Here is a 16038-nt window from a genome sequence, read left to right as displayed (position 1 = left end):
CTAGGGTGACTTATGAAGCAGCTGCAGATATCGGGATCGGCGAAAGGGCCTCAATAGCCAAATCGGCGGTGCTGGAGCGGTCCGCGGTGATCGATCTCGAAGCTGTACGCCATAACGTGCGGCAGTTCGTCGCCATCGCCTCTCCTGCCGCGGTCATGGCCGTCGTGAAGGCAGACGCGTATGGTCACGGAGCCGTCCAGGTTGCGCGGGCAGCCCTCGACGCCGGAGCGGCGTGGCTCGGGGTGGCGCACATTTCCGAGGCACTCGCCTTGCGGGCCGCGGGCATCGACGCCCCGTTGCTTGCCTGGCTGCACACCCACGAGAGCAACTTCCAGGCAGCGGTTGCCGCCGGCATCGACGTCGGAATCTCCGGTTGGGAACTCGACGCCGTCGTCGCGGCAGCCCGCGAGCAGGAACGGCCCGCACGGGTCCATCTCAAGGTGGACACCGGCCTTGGGCGCAATGGCTGCACCATTGCCGACTGGGACCAGCTGCTGGGCCAGGCCATGGACTACCAGGACCAGGGCCTGCTGCGCGTGGTGGGCATCTTCTCGCACCTCGCCGTGGCTGATGAACCGCACCGCCCCGAAACCGATGAGCAACTCGCTGTTTTCCGTGAGGCCATAGCCATGGCTGAAGACGCGGGCGTGGACACGGAAGTCCGGCACATCGCCAACACTCCCGCCACGTTGTCCCGCCCGGATTCGCACTTCGACCTTGTACGCGTGGGACTGGGCGTCTACGGATTGTCGCCCTTCGAAGGTGCCACGTCGGCCGAACTTGGCCTGCACCCCGCCATGACTGTCCGCACGCTCCTTTCCAACTGCAAGAAGGTACCGGAGGGCCAGGGTGTCTCGTATGGCCTGAACTACCGGACCAGCGAGGAAAGCACCCTGGGTCTGGTGCCGTTGGGCTATGCCGACGGCGTCCCGCGCATCGGCACCGGTGGACCCGTCCGCGTCAACGGAGTCAACTACCCGGTGGTGGGCAGGATCGCCATGGACCAGATGGTCATTGACCTGGGCCCCCTGACGCCCGAAGCGGCTGCGGAGCTCCGGGGAGCCGAAGCCGTCATGTTCGGCGACGGCTCCGATCACGGCCCCACGGCCGACGATTGGGCCGCAGCAGCCGGAACCAACAACTATGAAATCGTCACCCGCATCAGCCAACGGGTGCCGCGAAGCTACGTCAACGAGGTCCCCGCCCCGCCGGCATCACCGGCAGGCGTTGCCGCCGAGGCCAAGGCTGGGGCGCTGTGAGCGAACCCCTGTGGGAGCGCACGCTTAAGGTCACGACGGCGGAGCAGACACACGCGCTCGCAGCAGCGCTCGGTGAGGTGCTTGAAGCCGGCGACCTCCTGGTCCTCACTGGCGAACTGGGAGCGGGCAAGACCACGTTCACCCAGGGGCTGGGGGAGGGCCTGGGTGTTCGGGCCGGCATCATCTCGCCGACCTTTGTGCTGGTCAGGATCCATCCGAACCTGCCGGACGGTCCCAGGCCGGGTGGGCCCGACTTGGTCCATGTTGACGCGTACAGGCTGGACTCGGCCGCGGAGATCGACGACATCGACCTTGAGAACACCATGGACACTGCCGTCACCGTAGTGGAGTGGGGTCGGGACCGGGTGGAGCACCTCTCGGACAGCCGCCTGGAAGTTGAACTGCACAGGGCCGTCGGCGGCGGAGGCACGGCGGCAGCAAACCGGACGGATGAAGTACTGGACTTCGACACCGACGACGACGACGAGCCCCGCACCATTGTGCTCCGGGGAATCGGTCCACGCTGGGCGGACGCGCCACGACTCCTGGATGCCGCAGGCCAACCGGACACCGCAGGCCAACCGGACACCGCGAACGAGGGACATATCTGATGTTGATCCTGGCCATTGATACATCCGCCGTTGCCAGCGCGGCCCTGATCTCCGACGACGCCATGGAAAGCGTGGTGGATTCCTTCGCCACGGAAGATACCCGCAGCCACGCCGAAGTTCTTGCCCCGGGCATTGGGAAATTGTTGGCCGGTGCCGGCCTGACCGGCGCGGACATCGACGCGATCGTCACTGGTGTGGGCCCAGGCCCGTTTACCGGGCTCCGCTCGGGTATCGCGACCGCCCGCACGCTGGCGTTCGTGTGGAACAAACCGTTGTACGGCCTGATGAGCCTGGACGCCATTGCACTTGAGGTGGCCGAATCCACCGCGGCAGCTCCCGAGTTCCTGGTGGCAACGGACGCCCGGCGCAAAGAGGTCTACTGGGCGCGGTATTCGCTGGAGCACGGCCAGTTGCCCGATCTCGTGGATGGACCGCACGTGGGCTTCGCTTCCGAGCTGCCCGACTTGCCCGTGTTTGGCGCCGGTGCTGGTCTGTACGCGGATGTCCTCAGGGCCGATGAAGACTTCGCCGCCACCCAGCCCGACGCCGCTTCCCTTGGCCAGTTCGCCCTGGCCCGGCTCGCGTCAGGCCGGCCTCTCCTGGATTCCACCCCGTTGTATCTGCGGGAATCCGACGCCCAGGTCCCGGGACCCAGGAAGCGTGCACTTTGATGGGACGGAAACTGTGAAATTGTCACCCAAGCTGGAACTTGCCGGGGTTTCCCTGCGCGATATGACCGAGGCCGACATCCCTGCCGTGGAGGCCTTGGAGCGCCGGTTGTTCCCTGTGGACGCATGGCCCTTGCAGATGTTTTTCGATGAGCTGGCCCAGCCCGAAACCCGCCGTTACGTGGTGGCCGAAGCCGCGGAGGAGATCGTCGCCTACGCGGGGTTGATGTGCATCGAGCCGATCGCGGACGTCCAGACGATCGCCGTCGTGCCTGAATTCGAAGGCCGGGGCATTGGCTCCGCTGTCCTGGCGGAACTGATTGCTGAAGCGCGGCGGCGCCACGCGGCTGACGTGCTGCTGGAAGTGCGGGCGGACAACCCCCGTGCCCAGCAGCTTTACGTGCGTTTCGGTTTCGAGCAGATCCACGTCCGCCCCCGCTATTACCGCGACGGAACAGATGCCTTGATCATGAGGCTGACCTTGAACGAACAACACCCTTCCGAAGGAGCCCCAGCGTGAGCGGCCTTAATCGACAGCAGCCGCTGGTGCTCGGCATCGAATCGTCCTGCGATGAGACAGGTGTCGGAATCGTCCGCGGGACCACGTTGCTCACCAACACCGTGTCCTCGTCCATGGACGAGCACGTGCGCTTTGGTGGTGTCATCCCGGAAATCGCCTCGCGGGCGCACCTGGACGCTTTCGTACCCACGTTGCAGGAGTCGCTGCATGAGGCCGGGGTCACCCTGGACGAGATCGACGCCATTGCCGTGACGTCCGGCCCGGGCCTTGCCGGGGCGCTCATGGTGGGCGTTTGTGCTGCGAAGGCCCTGGCGGTTGCCACGGGGAAGCCGCTGTATGCGATCAACCATCTGGTGGCGCACGTTGGCGTTGGCCTGCTGGATGGAAGGCGAGCCCTGGATGGAAGGCCCAGTGCGGATGGAAAGCACGACGCCGCTGCTGCCGCCGGCTTGGGTGCCGGGCAGTTGCCGGAGAACCTCGGGGCACTCCTGGTATCCGGGGGCCACACGGAAATCCTGCGCATCCGCAGTATCACCGACGACGTCGAGCTGCTGGGTTCCACCATCGATGACGCCGCCGGGGAGGCCTACGACAAAGTGGCCCGGATCCTTGGCCTGGGCTATCCGGGTGGGCCCGCGATCGACAAACTGGCGCGCCAGGGCAATCCCAAATCCATCCGCTTCCCGCGCGGCCTGACCCAACCCAAGTACATGGGGACCGCCGGGGAGAAGGGGCCGCACCGCTATGACTGGTCCTTCAGCGGCCTGAAAACGGCGGTGGCCCGCTGTGTGGAACAGTTCGAGGCCCGTGGCGAGGAAGTGCCGGTGGCAGATATCGCTGCCGCTTTCCAGGAAGCCGTGGTGGATGTCGTCACCTCAAAGGCAGTTCTGGCATGCAAGGAGAACGGCATCACGGACCTCCTGCTGGGAGGCGGGGTGGCTGCGAACTCCCGGCTCCGGGAACTGACCGGGCAGCGCTGCACTTCGGCCGGGATCAGGCTTCACGTGCCGCCGTTGGACCTGTGCACGGACAACGGGGCCATGGTGGCGGCGCTGGGAGCACAGCTGATCATGGCCGGCATCGGTCCCAGCGGGGTGGAATTCGCACCGGATTCCTCCATGCCTGTCACCACCGTGTCAGTGCCTGCCCGGGCCGTCAGCCCGGGCAGGTAAATCCGGGGATCGCTAGGCGTCGGGGCCTTTGCGCATCTGCTGGACGAGGTCCATGACCACTGCCTGCAGGTCGCCATTGTGTTCGGCCGCCACGCGACGTTGTCTCTGGTAGCTGGCGCCGCGTTCCACGATCTTCAGGACGTCGGCCAGTTCTTCGGAGCACCCGAGCTTCGCTGCCACAGGCTCAAGGCGCGCAACGGTTTCGGCCAGGTGCTCGGTGACCAGCTGCTCGTTGCCCGCAGCGTCGAGGATGATGATGGCTTCCATTCCGTACCGCGCGGCGCGCCACTTGTTCTCCTGTACATGCCAGGGCGGCATGGTGGGAATGCTGCCGCCGGCGTCGAGGATGGAGGAGAATTCGTCCACCAGGCACTGCGTAAGGGCCGCAATGGCGCCGACTTCCTCGAGGGTTGCCAGGCCGTCGCAGATACGCATCTCGATGGTGCCCAGGTTGGAAACCGGGCGGATGTCCCAGCGGATTTCGGAGGTTGAGTCGATCACTCCTGTGGTGAACATGTCCTGGACGTAGGATTCGTACGCTTCCCAGGTTTCGAACTGGAAGGGCAGCCCTGCCGTGGGGAGCTGCTGGAACATGAGCGCGCGCTGTGACGCGTAGCCTGTTTCCTCACCGGCCCAGTAGGGGCTGGAAGCGGACAATGCCTGGAAGTGCGGGAAGTAGTTGACCAGGCCATCCAGGACGGGGAGGACTTTTTCCTTCCGGTCGATGCCCACGTGGACGTGAACGCCGTAGATGACCATTTGGCGTCCCCACCATTGGGTCCGCTCGATCAGTTTGGCGTAGCGCTCTTTGTCCGTGACGGGCTGCAGCAGGGGAGGGCTGAAGGGGTGGCTGCCGGCGCAAAACACCTCGACGCCCATGGGGTCGGTGACTTCACGGACGGCGGCGAGGGAACGGCTGAGGTCTTCTTTGGCGTCCTTGACCGTCTCGCAGATCCCGGTGACGAGTTCTACGGTATTGAGGAGCAGTTCGCGCTTGATGTGGGGGTGTTCGTCGTCCTCATTGAGGTCCGGGTGGTTTGCGGCCACGCCCTTAAGGACGTCGTTTGCGACGGATACCAGTTCCCCTGTGCGTGCATTGACGAGCGCCAACTCCCACTCCACACCCAGTGTCGATTGCCTGGATGGCGCAAAATCAATCTGCACGTAGTCCCCTCATTGTGTTGTTTCAGCCGGACGCGGTTCCCCGCTGCGGGGCCGCCAGCGGTCGGATCAAGTCTAATGCAGCCGGAACGCCCCTGATTGCGGCGGGTTCCGGCCTGAAACGTCCCGTCACTTGCTAATGCGAACCATTCGCATTAGAGTATGGTTCATGCACCTCACAGTCGTCAGTTCCCTGGATAGCCAATGCCGTGAGGCAGCCACCGAAAGGCTGGGGCGGACCCATGCCAATTCCGTGGTGGTCCTCCACGACCTACTGGATGGCTCACTGGTCCTGCGGCGCGTTTACCGTAACGGCCAGTTGTTCGAACGTGGGACGACGATCCTGGAACACGGTTGCCTTAGCTGCACTGTTCGGCTTGATGTGGTCCCGACGGCGGAACGACTCGCCGCGTGCGGTTTCGACCACGTCGTCCTTGGCCTGCCGCCAGGTGTCGCAGCGGGGATGGCCGTGGCCGAGCTCCGCACCGGTCTCAGCCGCCCGGCGGTCATCGACAATGCCGTGCTTGCCCTGGACCCCGCAGAGTTGGATGACCATATTTGGGATCGCCACACCTTGTTTGAGTCCGGGTTCACCTCCATGCCGCAGGATGAACGCACCAGCGGCGAATTCCTGATCGGTGAGTTCGGACATGTGGATACCGTGATGGCCTACCCGGGATTGGGGGCCGTGTTGACCGGGGTTCCCCGCGAGGGTTCCCCGCAGTGGGTGTCGGGGGTGGAGTTGCTTGGCGAACTGGCACCACATGCCTCCGTTGCCGGAGCCGCCGATGATTTCCGGCCGGGTTGCTTCGACCCCGCCGAAGCCGCGGCCCGCAACCGTCCCGGCGTCGTGCGTGTGCCCCTGGCTGAAACGGAAGGTTCCTTCAGGACAGTGCTGCATCGGGCAGTCCGGCCACTGCACCCGGGCCGTTTCCGGGAGGCGCTGCCACGCCTGGCTGTCGGCATGCACTGGATGCGGGGCCGGCTGTGGATAGCCTCCGCTCCCACAAAGCGGATAGCTGTCCAGGGCATTGGGCCCCGGATCTGGCTTGAAAGCACCGGCAGCTGGATGGCCGATTCCACGGAGGCCGCCTCCACGGCAGTGGGCCCGCGCGCAGAGCCGGGTGCCGACGTCGACGCTTTCCTCGACTGGCACCCCAGCCATGGGGACCGTGGCACCGTCCTTGCCATCACGGGGCGGTCCGAGGATGTTGATGACGCGGAAATCCGTGAACTCCTGGAAGGCTGCCAGCTGACAGAGGCCGAAATGACCATGGATGCCGGCGCGTGGGATGACCCACTGGAACTCAGCGACGCCCTCTAAGCCAAACACCAACAAAAAAAGGAGAAACACCATGAAGGTCCGAAACTCGCTGCGTGCACTCAAGAAGATCCCCGGGGCGCAAATCGTCCGCAGGCGTGGCCGCACGTTCGTCATCAACAAGAACAACCCGCGCATGAAGGCCCGCCAGGGCTGACCGCACGGAAGTCTGAACGGGCGTTGTTTAATGGGTGGATGCCCATCCTGAACAAAGACATGTCATTGTGCATTTCGCTCGCGGCCCGGCCCAGCAACATCGGGACGAGGTTCCATAACTATCTGTACGATCTGCTCGGCCTGAACTTTGTCTACAAGGCATTCGCCCCCGCGGACATCACCTTGGCAGTGGCGGGCATCCGCGGCCTCCCGATCCGGGGCGCCGCGGTGTCCATGCCCTACAAGGAAGCCGTCATTCCGCTGGTTGACGTGATGGATCCGTCGGCCAAGGCCATTGATTCGGTGAACACGATCGTGAACAACGACGGCGTCCTCACCGCCTACAACACCGACTACATCGCGATCGCAAGGCTCCTGAAGGACCATGAGGTTCCTGCCGGCCATACCGTGCTCCTGCGCGGGGCCGGCGGGATGGCCAAGGCCGTTGCCGCGGCACTCAGGGATGCCGGCTTCACGGCGGTCACCATCGTGGCACGCAACGAAACCACGGGCCGTGCGCTGGCGGACCTCTACGGCTTCGGGTGGCAGGACGACGTCAACGGATCAACCGCGGACCTCATCATCAACGTCACTCCCTTGGGCATGGCCGGGGCAGACGAGACTGTCCAGTCCTTCGACGACGCCACCATCGCCGCTGCACAGGTGGTGTTCGACGTCGTGGCCCTTCCCTCCGAAACGCCGCTCATCGCGGCCGCGCGCGCTGCAGGCAAGCCGGTCATCACCGGTGCCGAGGTCATCGCCATCCAGGCCGAGGAACAGTTCGTCCTGTACACAGGCGTTCGCCCGACGCCGGGTCAGGTCCGGGAAGCCTCGGAATTCTCGCGTCGCTGACGCCTCAGGCCTGCTGGGCCCGGGCGGTCACCGGTTCCACCACCACAGCCACTCTTTCCTCGCCGATCCTGGTGAGGACAAGAGTGGCTGTTTTCGCATCCTTGCCCTTGGCAGGTTTGGCGGGGAGCAGCTGCTTCCGCAGTTCTTCGGGAGTCACTGCCGTGCCGCGCTTCTTGATATCCAGCACCGTGATGTTGTTCGACTTCACCCACGCTTTGAGGGCCTTGACGTTGTACGGCATGACGTCCAGCACCTTGTAGGCGCGGGCAAAAGGGGTGTCGTGGAGTTCCGGGGCACAGATATAGGCAATGTGTTCATCCACCAAATGCCCGCCCAGGCGCACGGCCACATCGGCCACCAGGCCTGCGCGGATCACCGCACCGTCCGGTTCGTAGAGGAAGCCTTCAATGGGCCCGACGGCGGCTTCCGGACCACCGCCGAAGTCCTCGCCGCTGGTGATTTCAGCGGCGCCCTGGCTGCCAAGGACCAACGCGGCGCGGCGGACGCCAGGGCGGGCTACTGAGTTGAACCACAAGGTTGCCTCGGTGACATCGCCGCCCACAGATACCCACTGGGCCTCGCAGCCCGAAGGTACTGAGTCGTGGGGGATGCCCGGACCCATTTTCACTCCAACTGCACGCCCGGTAGCCGCCACGCTCTCCACGAACGACAACGGGGGCGAGAAGGCCTCCGGATCCCAGATCCTTTTGGTTCCAGACGTGGAGGTGGTGCGTCGCGCAGGGTCCATCCACACGCCGTCGATGCCCTCAAGCTCCACCGATTCCGCATCCGTGTGTACCACCGTTGCATGCGGGAACGGCATGAGGTTGATCATGGCGCAGGCGGCGGTGGTTTCGTCCATCTCCACGGCGGTGACAGCTATGTCCATGGAAGCCATGGCCATGGAATCGGCACCAAGGCCGCAGCCAAGATCGGCAACATGGGCGATTCCGGCCTGCGCGAAACGTTCGGCGTGACGGGCGGCGACGTTGAGCCGGGTTGCCTGCTCCAGGCCTGCCTGGGTAAACAGCATCTGCCTGGCGAATTCGCCGAACTTCGCCTCAGCCCGGGTCCGCAAGCGGGATTGCGTTAAAACGGCCGCGACCAGTTCGGGGGAGTGACCGGCCTTCCGGAGGCTGGCATTGATGCTGAAAGCATCAGCTTCACTGTAGGGCCCCAGCGAGGCAAGAAGCTCCCAACCTTCAGTGGTCAATAAAGGTGCGATCTGTTCCTGCGGTGCATGAGGCATGGGAACAAGCCTAACGGCGCGCGTCATGGCTGCGTGACTGGGGAATCAGCCGGATAGGGTTGTTTTCATGGAAGACAACGCAGCACCACAGCCCTCCCGCCTCACCACGTATGCCCGTCCCGCCCTGATCGCGGGCGCGGTCATCGCGGTTGTCTGCATCGGCTTGCTGATCGTTATTTTCGCGCTGGATTCCTTCAACGCGGCGGCCTATTCCGTCTCGGGCAAGAGCGTGAACGACGCCACCGACGAGGCACGCGACATCCGCGATCTTTACGCCGGTGCGCGCCTGGGCGGGATTATCGCGCTGGTGGTTTCCGGCGTCGTAGCGGTGGCTTCCGCAGTGGTGCTTTACCGGAACCGCGGCAGCGCTTCACTGGATGAGGACGACGACGGCGAAGACTATGACCTGGATGACCTCAGGGACCAGTGACAGCGTTCACCAATGACGAAATGCTGGCACTCACCTTGACCGAGTGCTAACGCCTTACATAGAGTCTAGTTAGCACTCTCCCCTTGAGGGTGCTAATCACGCCAGGCGTCCACCGGCACCGCGACGACGGTTGTACGCCACGGCACCCTAGTTCTTAGTCCATGAATCAGCTCATGAAAAGGAGAGTCCGAGTGTCGGTCTCGATTAAGCCTCTTGAGGATCGTATTGTTGTTCGCCCGCTCGAAGCAGAGCAGACCACGGCTTCCGGCCTGGTTATTCCGGACTCCGCACAGGAGAAGCCGCAGGAAGGCGAAGTTGTTGCAATCGGCCCCGGCCGCTTCGATGACAACGGCAACCGCGTACCGGTTGACGTAGCTGTTGGCGACGTCGTCATCTACTCCAAGTACGGTGGAACCGAAGTCAAGACCGGCGGCAGCGAGTACCTCGTTCTGTCCGCCCGCGACGTCCTTGCGATCGTCGTAAAGTAACTTCCTGGAGCCCCGCACCGCCGTCGCGTTGGAATCATTCCGAGCGTCAGCGGTGCGGGTTTTCTGTCTCGAAAGGACACAACCATGGCAAAGCAGCTTGCTTTTAACGATGCTGCCCGCCGGTCTCTTGAGGCCGGTATCGACAAGCTCGCCAACACTGTCAAGGTGACGCTGGGCCCGCGCGGCCGCAACGTCGTCCTGGACAAGAAGTGGGGCGCCCCCACGATCACCAACGATGGTGTCACCATCGCACGTGAAGTTGAGCTTGACGACCCCTACGAGAACCTTGGCGCCCAGCTGGCCAAGGAAGTAGCAACCAAGACCAACGACGTCGCCGGCGACGGCACCACCACGGCAACCGTGCTGGCCCAGGCCCTGGTCAAGGAAGGCCTGCGCAACGTTGCTGCCGGCGCCGCTCCTGGCGAGATCAAGCGCGGCATCGAAGTTGCCGTTGAAGCCGTCGCTGCACGCCTCCTGGAGAACGCCCGCGAAGTCGAAGGCACCCAGGTAGCCAACGTTGCAGCCATCTCCGCGCAGAGCGATGAAGTTGGCGAGCTGCTGGCTGAGGCGTTTGGCAAGGTCGGCAAGGATGGCGTCATCACCATCGAAGAGTCCTCCACCACGCAGACCGAACTGGTCCTGACTGAGGGCATGCAGTTCGACAAGGGCTACCTCTCCCCGTACTTCGTCACCGACGCAGAACGCCAGGAAGCTGTCCTCGAAGACGCCCTCATCCTGATCAACCAGGGCAAGATCTCCTCGCTGCAGGACTTCCTGCCGCTGCTGGAGAAGGCCCTGCAGGCCAACAAGCCCCTCTTCATCATTGCTGAAGACATCGAAGGCGAAGCCCTTTCCACTCTGATCGTCAACCGGATCCGCGGCACGCTCAACGTTGTTGCCGTCAAGGCTCCGGGCTTCGGCGACCGCCGCAAGGCCATGCTCCAGGACATCGCTACGTTGACCGGTGCCCAGGTTGTTTCCCCGGACCTCGGCCTGACGCTGGATTCCGTTGGCCTCGAGGTACTCGGTACTGCCCGCCGCATCACGGTCACCAAGGACAACACCACCATCGTTGACGGTGCCGGTTCGGCCCAGGATGTTGCCGACCGCGTTGCACAGCTTCGCGCTGAACTGACCCGGACGGATTCGGACTGGGACAAGGAAAAGCTGCAGGAACGCCTGGCCAAGCTGGCTGGCGGCATCGGTGTCATCAAGGTTGGCGCAGCCACCGAGGTTGAGCTGAAGGAAAAGAAGCACCGCATTGAGGATGCCGTTTCCTCGACGCGTGCAGCCCTCGAAGAAGGCATCGTTTCCGGTGGCGGTTCGGCCCTGATCCACGCCCTGAAGGCCCTGGACGAGTCCCAGGCAGTCAAGGACCTCGAAGGTGACGCTGCGGCCGCTGTAGGCATCGTTCGCCGCGCACTGGTCCAGCCCCTGCGCTGGATCGCCCAGAACGCCGGCTTCGACGGCTTCGTGGTCACCGCCAAGGTTTCCGAACTTGAAGCCAACCACGGCTTCAACGCCAAGTCCGGCGAGTACGAGGACCTTATCGCCGCCGGGGTGATCGACCCCGTCAAGGTCACCCGCTCGGCACTCCGCAACGCCGCTTCAATCGCTGCCCTGGTTCTCACCACCGAGACCCTGGTTGCCGAGAAGCCCGCTGAGGAAGAAGACGCACACGCAGGACACCAGCACTAAGCGCTTGTCCTTCTGAAACCCCGGTCGCACCGAGTTGTGACCGGGGTTTCTGCGTTAAATTCCTGTGCTATGCATCACATCCTGCGGGGTCGCGAACCGCTGCGGTGCGAAGTACCTGGCTGAGGCATCGGCACAGGTCACGCACAGGAAGAGCTGCAATAATGGATGGCTGAGCCGGGGCCGTGGGGAGGTCCGGAGCGCGGCCGGCGGCACCCTTGAACTGGGGGCGGGTGGGCTGGACCGCGTATTATGGATGCTTTGTGCCAGCCGCTTTAAGGAACTGCCTAACGTGACTACCCCAGCGATTACAGCCCCTGCCCACCGTGGCAGGCGGGCTTCCGGTCCCGTTGGAAAGTCCAAGTTCCGCCCTGAAATCCAAGGTCTCAGGTCCCTCGCCGTCCTCATGGTGGTGAGCTACCACATCTGGATCGGCCGGGTTTCCGGAGGGGTGGATGTCTTCCTCCTCATCTCCGCGTTCCTCATGACCCTGCAGTTCACGGGACGTTACAAACAGGGCCGCCCCATGGACCTCCTGCGGCACTGGCTGCACCTGTTCAGGCGGCTGCTGCCCGCCGTCGTGGTTGTCCTTCTGGGAACGCTGACGGCCACCTTTGTTCTCTTGCCTCCCACCAGGTGGGCGGAAATTGTCCAGCAGGCCTGGGCGTCCTTGTTCTACTACGAGAACTGGCTGCTGCAACAGCTTGCCGTGGACTATTACGCCACGGACCACAGCATGGCCAGCCCGGTGCAACACTTCTGGTCGTTGTCCATCCAGGGGCAGGTGTTCATCATCTGGCCGGTGATCTTCGCAGCTGTTGCGCTTCTGTGCCGCCGCTTCGCCCTCAGGTACCGGGCCACCCTGGTGTACGTCTTCGCCATCATTTTCCTGGTCTCGTTCGTCTACTCCATCATCTTCACGGCCACCAACCAGGCTGTGGCGTACTTCGATACCTTCGCCCGTCTGTGGGAATTCGCCTTGGGCACTTTGCTGGCCCTGGTGCTGCCGGGCTTGGACTTCTCCAAACCGGTCCGCGTAGTGATGGGTTGGGTGGGGGTGGCCGCCATGCTCACCTGCGGCATCCTCTTGCAGGTCCAGACCGCCTTTCCGGGATTCGTGGCGCTGTGGCCTACCCTGGCGGCCGTAGCGGTCATCGCAGCCGGCCAGACCGGGAGCCGATTCGGCGTCGACCGGATCCTGAGTTCCAAGTTCCTGGTGCGTCTGGGTGACAACTCCTACGCCCTGTACCTCTGGCACTGGCCCATCCTGGTGATCGCCTTGGCATGGAGCGGCAAGGATCATGCGGGATGGCTTTCAGGCACGGCCATCGTTGCGCTGTCGCTGCTGCTGGCCTTCCTCACCACCAAGTACGTCGAGAAGCCCTTCCGTCAGTGGAAGTGGCCAGAGATGAAGCGTCGGCGTGCGCTGATCGCCATCGCCGCATGCGTGGCAGTTGCCTCGGCGCCCCTCATTGGTTTCCAGTACAAACTGGACCTGGACGAACAAGCTGCGCAGGCGCGGATGGTCTTTGACAATCCCGGCGCCAAGGCTCTTCTGCCCACCTATGTGAACCAGATCGCCCCCAACGCCCTCACCCAGCCCACCGCGGAACGGATCGGGCGCGACTGGGCCAAGCTTCCTGACGGTTGCTCCGGCGATACCAAACCTGACTCGCAGCTGCTGCGGGACAACTGCCAGCAGAATGATGTTGGATCTGATGCCACCAAGACGGTCCTGGTAGTGGGCAACTCGCATTCCCAGCAGTGGCTTGCCGCGCTGGGCCAGCTGGCGGAGGAGCACCACTGGCGTTTGTATGCCTTGCTGTACGGGGCCTGCCCGTTTGCGACCGACGATTCCGATGTTGAACCCGAGTGCAACGAGTTCAACAAGGAAGTCCGCAAGCATATTGAGGAGCACGCCCCCGATGCCGTCTTCACGGTAGGCACCAAGGCCGAGCCATCGGAGCCGGACGAGAAGCTGACGCATGGCTTCGAGGAACTTGTCTCGGAAGTCACCTCCCGGGGAACACAGGTCGTGGCCATCCGGGACAATCCCCGGTTCACGTACAGCCTCACCGACTGCACCCTCAACAAGGGAGTGGACAGCCCTGACTGCCGGCCGCTGAAAGCGGACGTACTGGCAGAGCCGAGTCCCTTCGAGGAAGTCATGGGCAAGTACCAGGACCTTTTCGTGATCGACATGACAGACCTGATCTGCATCGGGATCTACTGTCCGCCCATCATCGGCAATACCTTCGTTTACCTGGACGACAACCATTTGACCAAGACCTACGTGAAGAGCATGACGGACATGCTTGATGAGAGGTGGTTTGCCGCGACGGGGTGGCAACGATGATGAGCACACGCACCAGCACGCGAAGCGTGGACAAGAGCACGACGCCGGAACGCGGCTTCCGTCCGGAAGTCCAGGGCCTGCGCGCCCTGGCTGTGCTGATGGTTGCGGCGTACCATATCTGGCTTGGCCGGGTGTCGGGCGGCGTGGACGTGTTCCTGCTCATTTCGGCTTTCCTGCTGACGTTGTCGTTCACACGGAAGCTCGAAGCCGGTTCGCCGCTGAAACTGCTGCGGCACTGGCTGCACGTGTTCAAGCGGCTGCTGCCCGCCGTCGTCGTGGTGTTGCTGGGCGTCCTGCTGGCAACCTGGGCCTTCATTCCGCAGAGCCGCTGGCCGGATGTGCTTGCAGAGGCCTGGGCGTCACTGTTCTACCGGCAGAACTGGCAACTCGCGGACAACGCCGTGGATTACTACGCCCAGGACCATTCCGGCGCCAGCCCGCTCCAGCACTTTTGGTCGTTGTCCGTCCAGGGCCAGGTGTTTGTCCTGTGGCCTTTGGTTTTCGCTGCCGTCGCGCTGCTGCAGCCGCTTTTGGCGAGGCTTCTCCCGCAGGGGCGGACGCTGAGCCACCGCAGCCTCCTTTTCTTCGCTTTCGGTGCGGTCTTCCTGGCTTCCCTGGTGTTTTCCATCGACCAGACCGCCAACAACCAGGAGTACGCCTACTTCGATACCCGCGCCCGGCTTTGGGAGTTCGCACTGGGGTCCTTGCTGGCCCTGGCCCTTCCGTACCTGAAGCCCGGACGCAGGCTCCGGGTGTTCCTTGGCTGGGCCGGAATCTCCGCCATGCTCGCCTGTGGGCTGGTCCTGACAGTGGACCGCTCCTTCCCGGGATTCATTGCGCTGTGGCCCACGCTTGCCGCCGCCGCCGTGATCGTCGCAGGGCAGAGCAACAGCCGTTTCGGCGCTGACCGTCTCCTGAGCTCGCGGCCATTGGTTCTGGTGGGCAACAACTCCTACGCTCTTTACCTTTGGCACTGGCCCGTCCTGGTGTTCTTCCTGCTGGTCAGCGGCACCACCGCTCCGGGCCTCCTGCAGGGCCTGGGCATCATGGCGGCGTCCATGCTCCTTGCGATCGGCACCACCAGGTTCGTGGAGGAACCCATGCGCCGCTGGAAGTGGCCGGACGTGCGTTCCTGGCGCGCCGCCGTCGTGATAGCCGCCTGCGGTGCGCTTCTTGCCATGCCCGTGACCGTGTGGCAGGGCGCCATCGCCGCCGAAGATGCGGCGATCGCAGGGCAGCCCAAGGAAATGACGCCGGGGGCCGCAGCGCTGTCACCCGAATTCGTGGGACAGCCCGCCCAGGAGGCCATGATCATTCCGGCGCCTGCGGCCATGAAGGACGAGTGGGCTGACATCGACGGACTGTGCACCGGTGACAACGTGCCGAGCGACCCTTTGCTTCAGGGCTGCCTCCAGAACGACGAACCCGACGTCGTCACCAAGAGAATAGTGGTGCTCGGTGATTCCCACGCCCAGCAGTACATGGCTGCACTGGGCCCCATCGCCAAACAGCACGGCTGGGAAGTGGTGACACTGCTGAAAGGCAGTTGCCGGTTCGGCGCCGAAACCACCGAACGTACCAGCGAGTGCAACGAATTCAACAAGGCCAGCGCCAATTACGTGATGGAACACAAACCTGACGCTGTGTTCACCGTGGCGTCACTGACGCACGCGGATGCCCCGTTCGAGACGGAGGTGCCCGGCTACCTCGACGGCATCAAACCGTTCACGGATGCGGGGATCGATGTTGTGGGAATCCGCGACAACCCCCGGTTCAGCATCAACATGCCCGAATGCGTGCAAAAGAAGGGCCCGGACTCACCCGATTGCAAGGCGCCGCTGGAAGAGTCACTGGCGGAATCTTCACCCCTGGATGACTACGTTGGAAAGGTCGACCGGCTGCACTTGATGGACATGAGCGACTTCATCTGCGAACAAGGTACCTGCCCTGCGGTGGTGGGCAATGTCTATGTCTACAAGGACGACAACCACCTCACCAAGACCTACGTGCAAAGCATGATCCCCATGTTCGAGGAGCGCCTCCTGGCAGCCACAGGCTGGTCGCGCAGCTGATTTTTCGTTTCCACCGGGACCGGAAGAC

At 63.7% G+C, this 16038-nt stretch carries 15 protein-coding genes; 13 read left to right on the top strand and 2 right to left on the bottom strand.

The window, feature by feature from the left end:
- The first annotated feature begins 5 nt into the window (after window positions 1-5).
- Genes alr through tsaD form a run of 5 tightly spaced genes read left to right on the top strand, consistent with a single transcriptional unit; the run spans window position 6 to window position 4230 of the window.
- Window positions 6-1259 (top strand): alanine racemase, encoded by a 1254-nt coding sequence (gene alr / locus IEY62_RS02255; RefSeq protein ID WP_189013578.1) that lies wholly within the window; start codon window positions 6-8, stop codon window positions 1257-1259.
- Window positions 1256-1870 (top strand): tRNA (adenosine(37)-N6)-threonylcarbamoyltransferase complex ATPase subunit type 1 TsaE, encoded by a 615-nt coding sequence (gene tsaE, locus IEY62_RS02250; RefSeq protein WP_189013576.1) that lies wholly within the window; start codon window positions 1256-1258, stop codon window positions 1868-1870. Before alr ends, tsaE begins: the two co-directional genes overlap by 4 nt.
- Entirely contained in the window at window positions 1870-2541 is a 672-nt protein-coding gene (gene tsaB, locus IEY62_RS02245) for a tRNA (adenosine(37)-N6)-threonylcarbamoyltransferase complex dimerization subunit type 1 TsaB (protein WP_189013567.1), read from the top strand. The genes tsaE and tsaB overlap by 1 nt, the downstream gene beginning before the upstream one ends.
- A gap of 13 nt (window positions 2542-2554) precedes the next feature.
- The gene (rimI, locus tag IEY62_RS02240; RefSeq protein WP_189013565.1) at window positions 2555-3058 is read left to right on the top strand and encodes a ribosomal protein S18-alanine N-acetyltransferase; all 504 of its coding nucleotides are present in this window, start codon (window positions 2555-2557) and stop codon (window positions 3056-3058) included.
- A complete protein-coding gene (gene tsaD, locus IEY62_RS02235; protein WP_189013563.1) occupies window positions 3055-4230 on the top strand; it encodes a tRNA (adenosine(37)-N6)-threonylcarbamoyltransferase complex transferase subunit TsaD in 1176 nt (391 codons plus the stop codon). The genes rimI and tsaD overlap by 4 nt, the downstream gene beginning before the upstream one ends.
- 12 nt (window positions 4231-4242) lie before the next feature.
- Here the strand turns inward: tsaD and IEY62_RS02230 are convergent, their stop codons facing one another.
- On the bottom strand, window positions 4243-5394 hold the full coding sequence (locus IEY62_RS02230) for a glutamate--cysteine ligase (protein WP_189013561.1): 1152 nt from the start codon (window positions 5392-5394) through the stop codon (window positions 4243-4245).
- A gap of 166 nt (window positions 5395-5560) precedes the next feature.
- Here IEY62_RS02230 and IEY62_RS02225 point away from each other — a divergent pair, with 166 nt between their 5' ends.
- From IEY62_RS02225 to IEY62_RS02215, 3 genes are read left to right on the top strand one after another with little or no spacing between them, the layout of a single operon-like run.
- Entirely contained in the window at window positions 5561-6715 is a 1155-nt protein-coding gene (locus IEY62_RS02225; protein WP_189013559.1) for a GTP-binding protein, read from the top strand.
- A 31-nt stretch (window positions 6716-6746) separates the two neighbouring features.
- A complete protein-coding gene (ykgO, locus tag IEY62_RS02220; RefSeq protein WP_011775528.1) occupies window positions 6747-6869 on the top strand; it encodes a type B 50S ribosomal protein L36 in 123 nt (40 codons plus the stop codon).
- Between the two features lie 38 nt (window positions 6870-6907).
- Complete coding sequence (locus IEY62_RS02215) at window positions 6908-7720, top strand: shikimate 5-dehydrogenase (protein ID WP_189013557.1); 813 nt, start codon at window positions 6908-6910, stop codon at window positions 7718-7720.
- 4 nt (window positions 7721-7724) lie between these two features.
- Here IEY62_RS02215 and IEY62_RS02210 read toward each other — a convergent pair whose 3' ends face one another.
- Complete coding sequence (locus IEY62_RS02210) at window positions 7725-8969, bottom strand: class I SAM-dependent methyltransferase (RefSeq protein ID WP_189013548.1); 1245 nt, start codon at window positions 8967-8969, stop codon at window positions 7725-7727.
- Window positions 8970-9036: 67 nt separating this feature from the next.
- Between IEY62_RS02210 and IEY62_RS02205 the strand changes: the two genes are divergently transcribed.
- The 5 genes from IEY62_RS02205 to IEY62_RS02185 all read left to right on the top strand — a co-directional run bounded on the left by IEY62_RS02205 (window position 9037) and on the right by IEY62_RS02185 (window position 16010).
- Window positions 9037-9399, top strand: a complete 363-nt coding sequence (locus IEY62_RS02205; protein ID WP_189013546.1) for a hypothetical protein — start codon at window positions 9037-9039, stop codon at window positions 9397-9399.
- Window positions 9400-9590: 191 nt separating this feature from the next.
- On the top strand, window positions 9591-9887 hold the full coding sequence (gene groES, locus IEY62_RS02200) for a co-chaperone GroES (protein ID WP_018776625.1): 297 nt from the start codon (window positions 9591-9593) through the stop codon (window positions 9885-9887).
- A gap of 84 nt (window positions 9888-9971) precedes the next feature.
- Window positions 9972-11585 (top strand): chaperonin GroEL, encoded by a 1614-nt coding sequence (groL, locus tag IEY62_RS02195; RefSeq protein ID WP_018776624.1) that lies wholly within the window; start codon window positions 9972-9974, stop codon window positions 11583-11585.
- Window positions 11586-11838: 253 nt separating this feature from the next.
- Window positions 11839-13938: an acyltransferase family protein gene (locus tag IEY62_RS02190; protein WP_189013544.1), complete on the top strand. Its 2100-nt coding sequence runs from the start codon at window positions 11839-11841 to the stop codon at window positions 13936-13938.
- Window positions 13935-16010 (top strand): acyltransferase family protein, encoded by a 2076-nt coding sequence (locus IEY62_RS02185; RefSeq protein ID WP_407671449.1) that lies wholly within the window; start codon window positions 13935-13937, stop codon window positions 16008-16010. The genes IEY62_RS02190 and IEY62_RS02185 overlap by 4 nt, the downstream gene beginning before the upstream one ends.
- Window positions 16011-16038 lie beyond the last annotated feature (28 nt).

The sequence above is a fragment of the Paenarthrobacter histidinolovorans genome (assembly GCF_014647595.1).
Taxonomy (GTDB): Bacteria; Actinomycetota; Actinomycetes; order Actinomycetales; family Micrococcaceae; genus Arthrobacter; species Arthrobacter histidinolovorans.
This window is presented reverse-complemented; position numbering and strand designations above follow the sequence as displayed.